General features: G+C 55.6%; 5 protein-coding genes. 4 read left to right on the plus strand and 1 reads right to left on the minus strand.

Annotation, left to right across the window (positions count from 1 at the left end; all coding sequences use genetic code 11):
• Window positions 1-143 precede the first annotated feature (143 nt).
• Entirely contained in the window at window positions 144-5,354 is a 5,211-nt protein-coding gene (locus K5D32_RS06975; RefSeq protein ID WP_221599567.1) for a dermonecrotic toxin domain-containing protein, read from the plus strand.
• 124 nt (window positions 5,355-5,478) lie between these two features.
• Here K5D32_RS06975 and K5D32_RS06980 read toward each other — a convergent pair whose 3' ends face one another.
• Window positions 5,479-5,691 (minus strand): hypothetical protein, encoded by a 213-nt coding sequence (locus K5D32_RS06980; RefSeq protein WP_200994291.1) that lies wholly within the window; start codon window positions 5,689-5,691, stop codon window positions 5,479-5,481.
• A 288-nt stretch (window positions 5,692-5,979) separates the two neighbouring features.
• On the opposite strand from K5D32_RS06980, the gene K5D32_RS06985 reads away from it, so the two are divergent.
• The 3 genes from K5D32_RS06985 to K5D32_RS06995 all read left to right on the plus strand — a co-directional run bounded on the left by K5D32_RS06985 (window position 5,980) and on the right by K5D32_RS06995 (window position 17,220).
• Entirely contained in the window at window positions 5,980-11,178 is a 5,199-nt protein-coding gene (locus K5D32_RS06985) for a dermonecrotic toxin domain-containing protein (protein ID WP_221599568.1), read from the plus strand.
• Window positions 11,179-11,328: 150 nt separating this feature from the next.
• Window positions 11,329-11,892, plus strand: coding sequence for an NADPH-dependent FMN reductase (locus K5D32_RS06990; RefSeq protein WP_216705275.1), 564 nt, complete (start codon window positions 11,329-11,331; stop codon window positions 11,890-11,892).
• A gap of 141 nt (window positions 11,893-12,033) precedes the next feature.
• Window positions 12,034-17,220 (plus strand): M35 family metallopeptidase, encoded by a 5,187-nt coding sequence (locus K5D32_RS06995; RefSeq protein ID WP_221599569.1) that lies wholly within the window; start codon window positions 12,034-12,036, stop codon window positions 17,218-17,220.
• The last annotated feature ends 3 nt before the right edge of the window (window positions 17,221-17,223 follow it).

Consider the following 17,223-nt stretch of genomic DNA (forward strand, 5'->3'; position numbering starts at 1 on the left):
GACCGGTCTGAGGTAATCCAAAGGCTTCGGGCTGATTGCTATATATACGGCAGGGCCTGAGTGCAGTCTGGTTACGTTCCTTTTTCACTTTACCTGCCGTGCTGTGTGCCAGTCCGGCAGGCCTTGAAGGAAGGATCCTTTTGATGAGCCAGATCACAATACCCTGGTATTACCAGGACACCCTCAAACAGCATTTTTCCGATGACCTTGACGCGGCTGTCGAGAGCTCCAGGATCAGCGTCGCTCAGAAGCAATGGTTGCAGCGTCTGATCGATGAGCCGGAGTCTCAATCGCACTCGCCACCGCTGCCGCGGGTCGATCGTCTGCTCAGCAATACCGGCACCCCCCTGAGCGGTGCCTTGTCCAGTGCCTGGATGATCAGTGACGCGGAAGACAGCTCGGCCCCGGTATTTCTCTGTACCGTGCTGGATGGCATCCAGCGTTTCGTTGACCGTCAAAGCCTGCTTCAGGCCCTCAATCAGCGCTTTCAGGTTCATGCTACCCAGGCTCCATTGCTGGAGGCCGAGTTGATCACGGGCAACCTGTTCACCCAGCGTATGTGGGGCATTGTCGAACAGCAGGCAGGACATCTGGAGCGTCTGCATGCCGAGCTCGACCGTTTGCCGTCATTGACACAGGCCATTGGCTACAACCTGCAGCGTGAACTCGATCAGCGCTTGTTGCGGGGGCGTGTCGATGTGTTCGAGCATCGTCTGCAACTGTTAGCCGACAACGATAAAGTGGCAGGTACCCTGACACTGGCCGATGCCGCATTTCTGGATCATGCCACCGGTACGGCGAATCTCGATCCGGGGCAACGCCGTCGCTTCCTGGATTCCAGAGGCGCGGTGCTGGATGAACAACAGGCCGAGCCTTGGGTGAGTTCCCTGGCTCATGCGAATAAGGGATTGCTTTCTGCTTACGAAAGGTTGCTGGACGACTACTGGAACGTGCATCTGCCCGACGGGATCTCGTTACGCGAATACATGTCCCAGGCGTTGGTCGAGTCCTTTGCTCATGAATTGATGCACAACAAGGTTTCAGAGACGCTGAGCACCGATGCATGGCGTCTGCTGTCGGGCTTGCTGCACAAGCCGCACATTGCTCCCGACTCTCTCGTCTGCAGCATCTGGCAGCCATCGCTCGTGTTCAATGACTTGAGTGTCTGCAAGCTGGCTGGCTCGTTTGTGGTGCACTTCAAGGACGCGCCAGACTGGTTTTACCTGTATTCGACGGCTCACGGTTTCAGTCGATTCTCAGGTATACAGGCGCTCAACGAGCATTTCAAAAGCGTGGCGGTGCTTGCCGAATGGCTGCCCTTGACTTCGATCGATGTGCATCGTGCCTTGCACGATCATTCGGTCCAGAGCGTCGAGCTCGGCCGGCTCAGATCCCCGTTATTCCCTGCCATGCTGCAGACCATCATTGATCTTCAGTGGCGAAACCTGGCCCATGTATTGAGCATGCAGCCCATTCATTATCAGCGCGCCGCCGTGCGTGTGGATGATGCGCTGGACATACGTCAGTGTATCGATCGGCGTCTGCCGATGTTGCAACATACCTGGCGCTGGTCTGCCAGCAAGAGCAAGTTTGCACAGCGTTGGGCTGACATGGAAACCACTGCCGAGTTTACTGCCGAAGATCTGGACCGCGTGCTTTACGAGCCCCGCCACACCTGGGGATCACAGCTGGAATCGCTGTATCAGTCCATTGACGCCGAGTGTCAACTGCACGGAAAGGTGGTGGGCTGCGTGACCCAAACGCTTAATCTCTATCTGGCCGTACAGGGCAGCATGTATATGGATGTCGCCGATCTGGCGGTGCAGATCGACAGCCAGACCAACGTGCGGCTGATTTCTCTGGCCCTGGAGCGGGTTTGCGGACGTGCCACTGGCCCGTTGCCTGATAGTGCTCGAGTTGTGGCAAGCGACCCGGCTGTGCGGGTGGATGCGCCAAACCTGCCCATCGATCTGCTGGAGTGGATGCTGGAGCGTGTGGGCAAGGAGTTCGTTCGGCGTTACGAACACAGGCTGCGCAGCTTTTTCTCAAGACCCTTGCGCTGGTTCGACAATCAGGTAAATCCGTTGAAGCTGGATTCGCATATACGTGAATGCGCCTTGCGTCAGGTGTTGGCTATTGCACGGACCAAAAAGCATCTGGATGTGCAGAGTCTGGACATGTTCCAGCAGGTGCTCGACCACCCATCCTTCAAACTGCGCGAAGCGATGGGCATTCAGTTGGTAGACGTCTATACCATGGACCTGATCGTTTCTCCGAACCTTGCGCCCAGGACTCTGGCAAACACCCTGGTACTGATCCAGCCGGAGATGCCCGACACCTGTGTGATGTGGTCCATGGTCGATGGCATGAGTCGTTACGAGTCCATCCAGGCTCTGGAAGAAAGCCTGACCACCAGCATGCATTCGCCCTCTCTGCGTCTGGCCTGGCTTGCTCAACTGCCAACTGCGGACCGTGCCTACGTGAAGGAATACCTCAACGGCCTTGAAGGTCCTCCGAGGGTTAAGGTGAACCTCTCCCGTGTGGTCGAGCCTGTCATCCAGACCTTGCAGCGCATCGATATCGAGCGCCATTACCAGGACAGCATACGGGTCTGCGAGCAGTCGTTGCGCCGCAAACTGCCCTGGAATACCTTGCGCGATGCCCTCAGGGAAAGTGAGTGCGACAGCCACAACAGGTTTCTGCTGGATCGTATTGGCGGCGTCATGAACATGATGGCTTCCGAGGTCCTGCTGCCCGGCTGGCTCAAGAGTGTGCCCTTGGAGCAATTGCGCGTCCTGTCATGGCTGGTCGAACGCTGGTTCGTGGCCAGCATGTCGGGGGAGAATTACCTGTTTGATCTCCCGGATCCTGCGGAGTATTCCCGCTCAAGGCTTCTACCCCGTCTGCAGGCCGATTTCGCGGACCGTGATCTTGACCCGGACATGATCACGGTCACTGTAACGCATTACATTACCGAATCTGTGCCTGTCGGCCAGACGCCTTATGGGGCTGGAGCGGTGAGAAGTCGTCAGAGCTCCAGCCTCACGGATTACGCTGTCGGTCGCTTTCCCTTCTATCTCGATGGTGTGTTGACGGTCAGCCTTCCCGGCGTGGAAAAAGCCGACAACCCGCTCACGATGAATTATGTACGCGATCTGGTCGAAGACCTGGATCTGGGAGCCGGATACCGCGCCTTGCTCGCCCTGAAGTTCAAACCCGGCACTGAGGAATATATAAAGCGCCGCACCTGCTACGTTGAGCAGGTAACGCCGCTGGAGATATTCAGAAACTACACCATGTTGCTCAAGGATGAGGTAAGCCCTGAGGCCTTCCTTTTACTTCAGTCTGTGCTGAGCATGCCCGATGGTATTGCACGTCAGCCGGTGAAGGGGCGGGATATCATCATCAGCCCGCTGCAACTTCGGGTGTCGCCCAACTGGACGCCGCACACGGTGCTCGGGGCCTTCATCATTGCGCCACGTGCGCCAGCATCCGGTCGCTGGGTGATCTACACATTGTTCAACTCCGGTTACCAGGTGCGGGAGTTCGAGGACGAAGCCGCATTATTGGCCGCGATCCACACTGACTCCGATTTTCAGAAAATGCTTCTTGAGCGTCTTCCTGCGCCAGCGCGTTATCTCTATGAACACGGCGGTTTCAGAGAGCCGCATCTACCGGTCATATACGGGTCTGATTTCGAGATGCCTGCACGGCCTGAACCGGTCAGGATCGTCGTCGAGCCGATCATGGGCAACGCCCTGCACGCGATGTTCGACAGCACCGCACTGTTGTTGCAATGGTGGTTTTCCCGGTTGAGCGTAACCAACGTTGAAGCGCGTAGTGCCGATACCCGTTTTCTCTGGGGCATGGGGGCGCAGTTGTTGATGACATTGCTTCCGGGGCGGCTGGGCATGCTGCTTGGAGCATGGCAGAGCGTCAGTCTGCTGGAAAGCTCGATCAGGGATGTCAGGAAAATGGAGTGGAGCCAGGCCGCTGCGGAGTTGCTGTCGGCGATAGGTTCACTGATTCTTGTCCGGCAGACCCGAGAGGAAGAAGTGGTTCTGACCGAGTCTGAGGAGTCAGAATCCCCTACGGGAGCCGTTGCTGGCGTCAAGCTTGAATCCAGGGCTGTACCTGCACCGGAATGGGCGATCGAAACGCAGATCTTCACGTGGGGCAACAAAAGCCTGACACCGGAGTTGTGGGCGCGATTACGTACGTTGCAGGTCACTGATGTGGCACTGAACAGCATGGTCAAGGACCCGATGTTGAACTATTACCGGGACACCGCCAGCGGCAATATCTATATCGTGCTGTCGGGAGCGGTCTTTCATATCGAAAAGGATGCGAACGGCTGGTTCATTGTCGGTGGGCCCAGAGTCAGCCTTCATGCCGATGGATGGCGGCTGAACCTGAACCAGGGACTCAGTGGCGGCGGTGGTACCGTGTCGTACTTGAGAAGCAGCGTCGTTGACATGAGCGCCGATGACCTCATGGTGTTTCAGTCCAGCAGCATGGCTGAAATACGACGCCAATGGCCCGAGCGTGCGGAAAAGATTCGCGAGGCCCATGCGCTTGCCCGTGAATACCTGGAAAACTGCATTGATAACCTGCAGAACCGCAATCCCGATGGAACCGCTGCGCTCACTGGTGTCCGGACCATCCTGGCGGATTTCTTCGATGCGCCCGTCGTTTCCGTTCAGCTTCACGAGATGGTCCTGAGTGCGGTCAGAAAACTCTACAGTGCGCTCACGGACGCCACGTTCTCGCCGTTCAACTCTGAGCGTTACGTGATAGGGCAGCGCAAGTCGATCATGGAGGATATTTCAGCCTTCGTTTATCCCAGAGATCCGAAAAAACGCCTCTATATGACCGAACGATTCTTCAGGGATCCTCCCGTGTCTCTCAGGGCCAGTGTGGTTCAGGCGAATACGTTTCATCCGGGCATTCATTCCCGGGCGGCGGTCATGCTCCACGAACTGACGCACCTGTTCTGCGGAGCCGAAGACATCACTTATCTCGATGCCACGATGCCCTTTACCGACCTGCTGGCAAGCACGTCGTCTTATTACAGCGGGGTCAAGAACGACATTATTCGCCATCAGCATGGCCTGTCCTATCGCACGCCACGCAATGAGTTGTTCCGCATCCAGCGCGATGACGGTAACTGGTATGACGTATCCGACAAGACAGCCAGGAAACTGATTTTCAAGGTCACGGGTGTAAGCAAGCTGGAGAAAGCGCGTGAGATCTTCTACGCCGATGTACACAAGCGAGCGAAGATCATTCTTGGCAATGCCGACTCATTGGCCCTGCTGGTGACGTTGCTGGGGCGCGAAGCGATGGTTGGATAGTCCCGAGATACGTTATCGACGTTTTGACCCGTCGCGAGCGAACTTCTTCCCACGAGTGTTTGGGGAGGAGTGCTCGCGAGGGCCCCAGGCCTTGATACCGTGCCGGTATCCACAAGGCTTGCATTCAGGGAATACGAGTCATCTTCACGCCTGACTGAATCACCTCAAAATCATCTCCACCCAAATGGTTGACCCTGTCGCCGATAGCCAGGCGATACGTTTTGACAGGCTCCTTGCCGTCAGCCTCATCTGGCTGTGATTCCTGGAATTCATGCACCGGATAGATACGACCATCCGCATCTCTTGCATGAAACTGTCCGACGAGAACTGAAGCCATCTGCTTTGTAACCTCTGAAAAACCACTGATTTTGCATGCCATTCACATGGCCGGTGCAGGTGTTCTGCATCCGTCATGTAGCGTTGTAGACCTTCGTTTGGAGAGTGAGTTTGCCGTTCACGAAAAAATAGTCATGAGCCAGCTTTTAAACATCGCGGGTTATGACACAGGCGTTTTTTGAATTGCCATATGTACAGCAGTCGCTGATCAGCCCTTCTATAAGCTCGTTTTCCTTTATTCCCGTTGCAAACCTTTGAAGCGGGGGAACGCGAACAAGGAGAATGGCTTATGCCTGCATCAACAGCTCCGTATTTCTATAGCGATTCGCTCAAACGCCGATTCACCCAGAGCCTGACTGAGGCCGTCAGTGACAGTCGGATCAGTATTGGCGAATGCCAGTGGCTCAAGCGTCTGGTCGAGATATCCAACAACATTCTGGAGACTTCGCCTCATCCGCGGGTCGACAGGTTGATCATGGAAGACGATACGCCGATTCATGCGGAACTGGCCTCTGCGTTATTGATCAGTGATCCGACCCGCACCGATGCACCTGTATTTCTGAGCACCCTGCTTTTTGGGGTCGAGCGTTTCCAGAACCGACAGGCACTGCTCAACCTGCTGAATGAACGTTATGCCCACAGTACGAGCCAACCGCTTCGTCTGGATGCCGAGCTGATCGAAGGCTCTTTGTTCGAGCGCCAGATGGAGCTGATTCTTCAGCAGCAGATGGAGCATCTGAATGCCTTGTCCGAGTGTCTGCATCAGTTGCCTTCCTTGCAGACGGTGCTGGCGCAGGCACTGCAGGAGAACCTGCGCGAGCAACTGCCTCAATCGTCCATCAACGTGTATCGCGACATGTCACAGACCCTCAGTGACTTTGTTCCAGCTACCCAGGGTTCTGCGGCTCCTGCGGTCCTTTATGCGCAGTATCTGTCCAGCACTGTACTGGATGAGTACGACGCCCAGTCCACTTCCTCGAAGCCGGCGCAGCGTTTTCTCGGAGCCTATGGCCAGGTGCTTTCTGACGATCAGGCACTTCCCTACGTTCAGTCCCTTGCCCGAACCGTGCAAGCGCTACCCGCCAGCTATGAAAGGTCCCTGGTCGATTATTGGGGGCAGGAGCTTGAGTGTGGGCTGACGATGACGGCCTTTGCGGGGTATGCGCTGGCCGAGTCATTTCGTCAGAAACTGTTGTCCTCCAGGGAGGAGGGGGTTCTGACCTCGTTCGAGTTCCGTCGTTTGCGATCTCTCCTGCCATCGCCCAGCACTACTCCCGGCAGTGATTGGGTTCATGTACACAGGATTGCGGCCAGTGTTGAAGGGCAAGGGCCGGTCAAGATTCTCGGTGTGCTGCTGATCCAGTTTGCGGCGGGCTCGTTACCGGGTTTTTACATGTTTTCAATGGTGGAGGGCTTTCGCCGTTTTGCTGATGAACAGGCGGTGGCCACGCATTTCGAAACCGAGGCAGGGCGTCTCGAACTGTTGCGTTATTCCTCCTTGAACGACCATGGGGTGCTGGGTGCTTCTGGTCGTGTACAGATACAAATGAGCCTGATCGAGCACTCATTGTTCAGTGAGCATGCCGGATCTGTCATCGCCCTGCAGAAGAGAAATCTGGAGTACGTGCTGGGGTTGCCTTCTGTTTCCCATCGTCTGGCGACTGTTCGGATCGACGATGCGCTGGATATTCGGGGGCTGCTGGATAGTCGGCTGTATGGGCTTCATGACTCCGGACGATGGCGCTCGGGTGTTTTTCTCCCTGAGTATTCGTTGAGTCTGGAGCAGGTTCCGAAGAGCCTGTTCGCTGAAAAGAAATTCGAAAGTGACTTTCTGGCCTCCTGGGGCGAGCAACTGCATGAGATGGATGATGTGGTCCGGCTTTTGGGGCAGTTGTACGCGGGGGTTGCCAGTTGCATGCGCCATGCTCTGAACCGGTATCTGGCAGTCATCGGCAATCACCTTCTCGATGCGCGCAGGCTTTGGGGGCATATTCCGGGCAAAGAAGCCAAAAGCCTTGTTTCTATGGCGTTTGAAGAGGTCGTCAAGGAAGGCTCGGGTATCTGGTCTGAAAGCTGGAAACTGAGCGATTCATCGGACCCGGCCCTGGCCAGTTCCATGAATCTGTTACCGCCCCGGTTGGCAGGGAAAATCGTTTCTCTGGTGCAGCGCGATTTTGCCCGCAGGTATGAGTTACAGCTCAAGAGTCTTTACCGCAAACCGGTGCGGCTGCTCGATACCCGGATTTATCCAGACAGGCTGTCGGAGCTTGTTCGTGAGCAAACGCTACGCCTTGAACTGGAGATCGAGCGACGTCGCGGCACGATCGACGCGGATGCGCTGGACATGCTCCAACAGGTTCTGGACAGGCCTTTGCGTAGTTTGAGAGCCGTTTTTGGCAGCCAGCGTGTCGAGGCTTTTGCGCTGGCCCTCAAGCTTGATGGCATAGCGCGCCACATTCCCCTGACCAATACCTTCGTGTTGTTTGATTCGACGCGCGATGCTCAATACCTCATGTGGTCCTTGCACATGGGGTTCAAGGTGCTTGAGCCCGGTCAGGATATCGATAGCCTCGTCAGCTCCTGGCTCGTTCGTCTTGACCATCGCAGTTATGTGCTGGACCTCTTGAATGAGTCGGACAAGCCTGTGGTGCGTCAGTATTGCGAGGCCAATGAACTGCCGACTGTTCATCTTGAACTGACACGTATCGAGGAGCATTTCATTCGGTTTCTGGAAGATGCCGAAAACGGGCGTCAGCGGCAAGGGGACCTGCTTCAGTACGAGCGGGTGCGCACATGGAAACTCAAACCCGAACTGTTTCGCAATGCACTTGATCTGGCTGAGCATGATGACAGCAAGCGGCGGATAGTCGGACGCCTGGGCACCCGGTTGCAAATGATGCAAGGCGATGTGCTGCTTTCCAAGTGGATCAAAGCCGCCTCCATTGATGACCAGATAATGTTATTGGGGATATGGCAGCGCTTCTATGCAACCCACGACCGTAAAAAGGATTTTCTGTTCGAAATTCCTGATATTCACGAGTATGCACAACGCAAGTTGTCCGAAAGGCTGGAGGCAGATTTTCCGGGGCAGGACCTCACGCCTGAACAAGTGAGCGTTACCCTGACGCGTTACACCCCTGCACCAGTCGCACCGGGAGAGGTTCCACAGTCATTACCTGTCGCCACTACACGGGTCAGTGAAAGCCTCACCGACTTTGCCATTGACCGATTCTTTTCAGCCCAGGATGGTGTCGTGTCCATCTCGTTGAAAGAGGGCTTTCAGCCGGTTTCCTCACTGACGGCAGGGTACATTCGCCAGATGGTTCGCTCACTGGATATCGCAGCAAACTACCGATTGATGGTGGCGCAGAAGCTCGATGAAAAGTCCGCGGATTACGCCGTCCGGGAAAACAACTACATCGATCAGGTACCGTCTTATGAATTGTTGAAGGCTTTCCAGCTCAAGCTCATGGGGCTTATGACCATGGAAGGCTATGACGCCCTCGAAAGTGTCATGACCATGCCTGACGGTGTTGCGCGAGTACCTTTCAAGGGACGCGATATCACCATCAGCCCCTTGCAACTGTTACGTGCCGATACCGGTTGGGCGCCCGACAACGTCATGGGTGTCTATGTGATTGCACCCGGTACGCCTCAGGAAGGTCCATGGGTGCTGTATTCGGTACTCGGCGGTGCATTGTCGATCAAGGAATATGCCAACAGGAATGCGCTGCTGGCCGATATCCGGACTTCCAGCAGTTTGCAGGATTTCATCCTGGGACGCCTTGATCCGGCAACTCGGCATGTTTATGCCAATGGCGGTTTTCTGGAGCCGCATCTTTCGTTCAGTGTCGAGTCTTCCCTTGATGTTCCCTGGACACGTCCGGCGCCTGTGGATATCAGAACGACGCCTTACAAGGGGAATGCCCTGCAATTACTGTTCAAGGGGACCCTGGAGACCTTCAAGCAGCTCATTGAGGATGACAGCGTTACCAATACAGAGAATGATCGGGCCGCTTCCAAATATCTATGGGGCCTGCTGGGCGAGCAGATCTTGTCGTTCCTGCCGGGCAGGCTGGGTGCGCTTGTGGGTGTCTGGCAAAGCCGGACCCTGTTTCAGGCTTCTATTCACGCTGTTGCAGACAAGCACTGGGGCAAGGCCGCCTCGGAGTTCACGGCGGCGCTGAGCATGGTGATATCTTCCCGGAAAAAATCCAAGGAGGAGTTTGCCGAACAGCTTGAAGAGCCTGAAGAGGTGCTGGCACCTGAAGACACGTCTTTCAGGTTTCGCTGGGGCAACAATGTTCTCTCGTCGCAGTTGCAAGGGCGGTTGCGCCAGCTTGAAGTCCGGGATGTGGCCTTGAACGAGTTGTACAAGGACAACCTGCTCAATACCTACCGCGACAAGCGTACCCAAAAAGAGTATGTCGCGATTCAAGGAAAGGTTTATCAGGTCCAGTTGAGTGAAAACAATTGGCGCATTGTCGGTAAGGATCAGCCGGGGCCAGGGATCAGGCTCAACATAAAACAGCAATGGGAACTGGACCTTGCAGGGCTCAAGGGCGGCGGCCCGGTCGTGAGCCGCTTTCAAAATAGAATGGTCAACCTGGATGTCGACAGGTATATGGTGATCGAGGCCAGGGGGATGTCTGAAATTCGCCAGGTATTCCGCGACCGGACGGAGTTGATCGCCGATGCCCACAACCAGGCCCGGAAATACCTGGAGAACGCCCTGGATAATCTCAAGGGGCACTCGGAAAACCTTCATCCTCGATGTATGCAAATCCTCTCGGAGTTTTTCAGTTATTCACACCCCGATGCGCGTCTGATCGATTCTGTCAGAGACTCTCTCACCACCTTGTATGGTGCCCTGATGGACCCTTCGCTTTCGCCCCATGACTCGGATCGTTATGTCGTCGGGATCAACAGGCCTGCCCATCATGACTCCACGGCATTTGTATTCGTTTACGATCCGATGAAGCGGATCTTCCTGACCGACAAGTTCTTTCGTCTGCCTTACTATCGCCTCAAGGTTTCAGCCATTCGTACGGGCGAGTTCAATATGGGGTCGCATCATCGTGGCACGATCCTGCTTCATGAGGTTTCCCATCTGTGCCTGAATACGGAAGACATTGCTTATGTCGACTCTAATGCACCGTTCTATGATCTCATGGAGGACACGGCTGAGTTCAGGAAGCGTCTCAAGGACGAGGTGGTGGCTGCGCAGAGGGACACGTTGTCCTATTACACCGATCGCAGCAAACTGTTTGCACAACTGAACGACGGGACGTTCAAGGATCTGAAACATCGCGAGGGGGGCGCAAAGGCTGCGGTTTTACGTATCACCGGCAAGAACAACCTGTCGCAAGCGCGGGATGTCTTTTATGCCGATCCTCGCGTGCGCAGTGAAATCATGTTGAATAATGCCGATTCACTGGCCTTGTTGACGTCCTTGCTCGGGCGGGTGAGTTTCCCTCATGTGTCTTGAAGGCCCGGTCACTGTGCTGTCATGCATCTGCTGCTAAAGCACAGGGCTTTTCAGTTGTGGGGTAATGCGACATCACGCTAGTCACCACTTGCCCTGAACGCGACTTGGGCTATACCTCATGATTCCTTGAATCAGATGACGGATAGCCCCATGAGCCAGATTCACTCCATCGCCGTATTGGTTGGCAGCCTGAGAAAAGACTCCATCAACCGCAAGATCGCGCTCGCATTGGCTGATCTGGCCCCTGACACACTGAAGTTGAATATTGTCGAGATCGGTGACCTGCCGCTGTACAACGAAGACATTGATGGCGCTTCGGCTCCGCAGGCTTACACGAGATTTCGCGAGCAGCTTGCAGCCGCAGATGGCCTGTTGTTCGTTACCCCCGAATACAACCGCTCGGTGCCGGGCGCGCTGAAAAACGCCATCGATGTGGGCTCGCGTCCTTATGGCAAAAGTGCTTTCAGTGGCAAGCCGGGCGCGGTGATCAGTGCGTCTCCCGGCGCGATCGGCGGCTTCGGTGCCAATCACCACTTGCGTCAGTCGCTGGTCTTTCTGGATGTGCCTTGCCTGCAGCAGCCCGAAGCCTATCTGGGCAATGCCGGCACCTTTTTCGACGAGGCCGGTACGCTGTCGGAGAAGACTCGCCCGTTCCTGCAAACCTTCATCAATGCCTACGCTGTGTGGGTCGAGAAAAACCGCAAGGCTGGCTGAGGCGAGCGGTCCGGCCCTGCTGGCAATCAATTGCTTTATGTAACGCAGCCAATTCTGAACCCTCAATAAGCTGTTTCCTTCTTATTGGCCCACGCCAGGTCATCCGGCGTGGGCTGAGGCTTCATGAAAAGGAAATCGCAGATGTCATCACCGCCGTATTTTTTCAGTGCATCACTCAAGGCGCGGTTCTCGCAAAGCATCCAAGAGGCAGTCAGCAGCTCTCGTATCAGCGCTGGCGAAGGCAGATGGCTGCAAAGTCTGGTTGACGATACCAACGACCTGAGCAGCCCAAGGCCTTCCCCGCGGGTCGACAGACTGGTGATGGATGACGGCTCCACGCCCAATGCCGAACTGGCGGGTGCGTTACTGCTGAGCAATCCCCGGGACCGAGAGGCCCCGGTGTTCCTGAGTACCCTGATATTCGGTATCGAGCGCTTCAAGAGCCGGGCTGCATTACTCGTCAGACTCAAGAAAAGGTTCGACGAGATCCGGGACATGTCCCTTGAGATCGAGGCGCAGTTGGTCAATGACCCGCTGTTCGAGGTACAGATGGAGTCCGTCGTCCAGCAACAGGTTCAGCATCTTGATCAACTGTCCGAGGGACTGCACCGACTTCCGTCCTTGCACACTGTGTTGGGGAAAGCCCTGGCTGTCAGGCTTTCACAGCTTCTGCCCGGCAACTCTCTTGATGTCTTCAATCACCCGGTACAAATCATCGAAGAGCGGTTGTCCGATGATGGCGCGTTGATAAGCAGGGTGGTGGGCTCCCAGACACTGGTTGAGGTCGCGGCCCATAAATATGGGGGTGAAGAGCCAGAAAGCGGGCTCACCCTGCGGTTTCTGGATGTGCAAGGCCGTATCCTGACGGCTATCCAGGCGCAGCCATACGTCCAGGCCCTCAATGAACTGAGCGCTATCGTTACCGACACTTACGAACAATTGCTGGATGATTACTGGAATCAGATCACCAGGGATGGCCGCACCATGCGCGACGTGGCGGCTCATGCTCTGGCCGAATCCCTGCGTCAGACCTTGTTGACCAGTGTCGCGCAGGGTTCGCTGACGGAGCACGAATGCCGTCAGTTGCGAGCCCTGTTGCCGTACCCCGGTGTGCCTGCCGATCTGAAGTCGATGCTGGTCAGCAGGCTGTCTGTCGGCATTGGTGATCAGGAGCCCGTCAAGCTGGTCGGTGTCTTCCTGATCGAGTTTCGGGTCGATCAGTTGCCGGTGTCGTACCTGTTTTCATCGCAGCAAGGGTTCAGGCGTTTCACTGACAGGACGCAGGTCAGCGAGCATTTTTCCAGCGTTCAGGGGCGAGCCGAACTGCTGCGCTTTACCTCCCTGGACGACCATGCATTGCTTGGCATGCAAGGTGCGCTCAAGCTGCGGGTAGATGCATTCACTGTTTCATGGTTCCCGGAGTTCATCAGGTCGATCATCGCCTTGCAGAAGCGAAACGTTCGTTATGCGTTGAGCCTGCCAGCCATCGGTTATCAAAAGGCACCTGTGCGGATCGACGATGCGCTCGATGTGCGTGGTCTGCTGGATGCCCGGCTGTTGCGCCTGCGCGATTCGGGCCGCTGGCAGGCCGGGCAGACCGAGTTTGAAGCGCTCTGGGGGCGCCCGCTTTCAGCATCGGCTGTCGAACAGGGTGACCACGATTATCCTGCACTCAAAGCCTGGGCGGACAGAATGCTCGACCTGGATGCCCGAATGGAGCGTCTGGCGACGCTGCATGCCGGTGTCGAGGAATGCATGCATCGTGCGCTAGACCGCTATCTCGCCCTTATCGGTGGTGATCCTCTGGATGTCCGTGCTCTTTGGGTGATGAGGTCCGGTCCAGACAAACGGGCTATCCAGCTGCTTTCCCTGGCCCTTGAGAGAGTCAGCAAGAGCGGCCAGGCTCCCTTGCTCGATGGCACGGTGCTAAAGGGACAGGTCACTGCTCTTGAGAGTCAGCCTGAACACCGATTACCGCTGGTGTTGCTTGAATCGATACTCAAATGGGTCCTGCACGATTTTGCAGAGCGCTACGATCGTCAGCAGCGAGACTTCTATTTACTGCCGATTCGCCGTGGCAATGCACAAGTAAACCCGGGAGTATGGGCGGCGCATTCCCGAGAGGATGCTTTGCGGCTGGAACTGTCGCTGGAGCGGTATCTGGAAGTGTTTGATGCGAGCATCATCGATATGCTTCAACAAGTACTGGATTGGCCGCTTCCAGCCTTGCGCGAGGCATTGGGCGAAGACCGGGTCGAGGTCGCCATGTTGTCGCTGATTTGTGCTCCTGATCAGCCGCCGCTCCCGTTGGCCAATGCATTCGTTCTCTACAATGCCAGTCAACCTGACCGTCATGTTCTGTGGACAATGCTGAACGGCCTGACGACCTTCAGCTCTCTTCAGGAACTGGAAGGCAATCTGCTGGGCTGCCTGACCCGTATGGACAGGATCGACAATGTTCTCGAACTTTTATCCGGTACGGACAGGCATCTGTTGCTTGAGCACCTTGGGCGCACTGAAACACTTGATATCAGTATCGTGCTGCGGGTGATTGATGGAAATCTGATCCGTGCCTTGCAGGAGGTTGAAAACCAGCGACAGCAACAAACCGTGGCTTTTATCTACAAACGAGCCTTGACCTGGAATCTGGCCCCCGATCTGTTTGACAAAGTGCTCGCGGTCACTGAACGCGACGACGGCAACCGTCAGGCAGTGAATGATCTGGGAGCGGCATTGCAGGTCATGATCTACAAAGCCATCGCGCCCGTCTGGGTGACCGAAGCCTCGCTTGAGGATCTGATCACGCTGACCAACATGGTGCAGCGCTTTTATATCTCCAGTAATACCTACGATGATTTCCTGTTCGATGTTCCCGACATTCGTGACTATGCAAAGGAAAAACTGAGCGCCAGGCTCACGCTTGATTTTCCCGGAGATGAGCTGGACCCCGACAAGTTGCTTGTAACCATGACCCACTATGTCGCTGCGCCTGTTGCGATAGGCCAGACACCTCAAGGTTTGCCAGCGGCCACCCAGAAAATCAGCGAAACGCTCACCGATTTTGCCATCAATCGTTTTTCTTCCATCCAGGATGGGGTCATTTCGGTTGCGCATGAGGATGGCAGGAAACTGAGCGCGTCACTGACCCCCGCTTATATTCGTGACCTGCTGGAGTCACTGGATGTCGCCGCCAGCTACCGGCAACTGGTGGACTCGGCGCTCGACCTTCAAGGGCCTTCTTATCAGGAGCGCAAGAAAAACTTTGCCGAGCAGATTCCGGTCACGGAAGTGTTGAAGGCGTTTGTGCTCAAGCTCAGGAAAAAACTGTCGGCTGAGGGATATGACTTCATCGAGTCGGTCTTCAACATGCCGGACGGTATTGCCCGCTTGCCGGTCCGTGGCTGGAACGTGGTGCTGAGTCCCTTATTGATTCTGCCGGCTCCCAAAGGCTGGGAGCCTACGCCGGTGCTCGGCGTCTACGTGATTACCTCACAGGATTTGCAGTCAGGCCCCTGGGTGGTTTATGCGCCGCTCTATGAGGAATGGACGTTCAAGGAGTATGCGGATCAGGCTGCTCTGGTGACCGATCTGTGCACCTCGGAGACGTTTCAGGCATTTATCCTTGATCGTATTGACCCGTCCATGCGCCATGTCTATGACAATGGCGGCTTTCACGAGCCACATTTGCCTTTCAGTACCGAAGACTCCATGAGCCTGCCTTTTGAGCGACCGCTGCCGGTGACGCTCATGCTGGAACCCTGCCGGGGGAATGCGCTGGAGTATCTGTTACCGGGGGTTCTGGAGGGGTTCAAGTTTGATATACGCCAGCAAAGCGTCACCAATGCCGAGCACCGGCATCGTTCGTCAAAGTACCTGTTCGGCCTTGCAGTTGAACAGATACTGTCACTGGCACCGGGACGTCTCGGCGCACTGGTCGGGCTATGGCAGAGTCGTGATCTGTTTCATTCCTCTGTCGTTTCCATCGGCGAACAGAGATGGGGCAAGGCGATCTCGGAACTGGCAGCAGGGTTGAGTGTACTGATCGCAGCCCGGCAGGAACCTCATAAAGGCCTCTTGGCAGCAGAGGAGGTGACCACCAGCGTTGATGAAGAGAGCACAGCCTTTCCGGAGTTCTCCTGGAGCAACAATGCGCTGAGCGAAGAATTGCGCAGTCGTCTGAGTGAGTTCGAGGTGCATGATATTGCGTTGAACGGGCTGCGCAAGGATGAGGTGTTCAACGTTTCCAGGGATGACAAGACGGGGAACCTGTACGCTGCGGTCGATGGCAAGGTTTATCAGGTCATGTCCAACAAGGACAACTGGTTTATTGTCAAAAAGGACAAGGTCGGACCTTCTATCAAGCTTGATACGAACCAGCACTGGAAGCTTCAGTTGCAAGGTGGCCTCAAGGGCGGCGGCGGTATTGTTACCCGCATAAAAAACAATATGGTGGAAACGGAGGTCAATGAAAATCTGGTGGTCGATGCCAAAGGCATGCGCGAGATTCGTCAGGTCTACCGGGACAGGGCGCAGTGCATCGAGCAGGCGCATGCTCAGGCTCGCCGCTATCTGGAAAACTGCCTTGATAATCTGAACCTGCAATCGGCGCATGGCACGCCCGATCCTCGGGTTGAACAGATTGTTGCCCACTTCTTTGATGAGCGGTATCCGAATCCGCACACCTACAAGTCCATCAAGCAGATCGTGACAAGCATCTATGAAGAGCTGATTTCTCCGTCGCTGTCGCCTATCGATTCGGAGCGTTACGTGGTCGGCTTCAATAAAAGAGGGAATGAGACATCCAGTGCATTTGTCTTTGCCAAAGACCCCTTGAAAAGGATTTTCCTGACCGAGCAGTATTTTCGGGTGCCTCGCTATCGCTTCAAGGTCAAGGTCGTCCGGTCTGGCAGTTTCAATTATGGGGACCATTATCGTTCGACGATTCTGATCCATGAACTGTCCCATCTGGTTGCCGGTACCGAAGATATCGCTTACGTCGATTCCTACGCGCCCTTTATCGACCTGCTGGAGGATGCACCGGGCTATCGGTTACGGATCAAGAACGAGCAGATCATCCAGCAACAGAAATCTCTTTCCTACCAGACTGATCGTGACAAGTTGTTCAAGCAGGCTGAAGATTATGAATGGCATGACTTGAGGCAAAGTGATGCAAAGAAACTGATCCTGCGTATCACGGGCACGAGTCATCTGGACGCGGCCAGGGACGTGTTCTATGCCGATCCCCACAAGCGCACCGATATCATGCTGGGCAATGCCGACTCGGTTGCCTTGCTGATTACTTTGCTGGGGCGACAGAGGTTTACCTGATCG

Origin of the sequence: Pseudomonas cichorii (assembly GCF_019719005.1) — a bacterium.
GTDB classification, from domain to species: domain Bacteria; phylum Pseudomonadota; class Gammaproteobacteria; order Pseudomonadales; family Pseudomonadaceae; genus Aquipseudomonas; species Aquipseudomonas cichorii_E.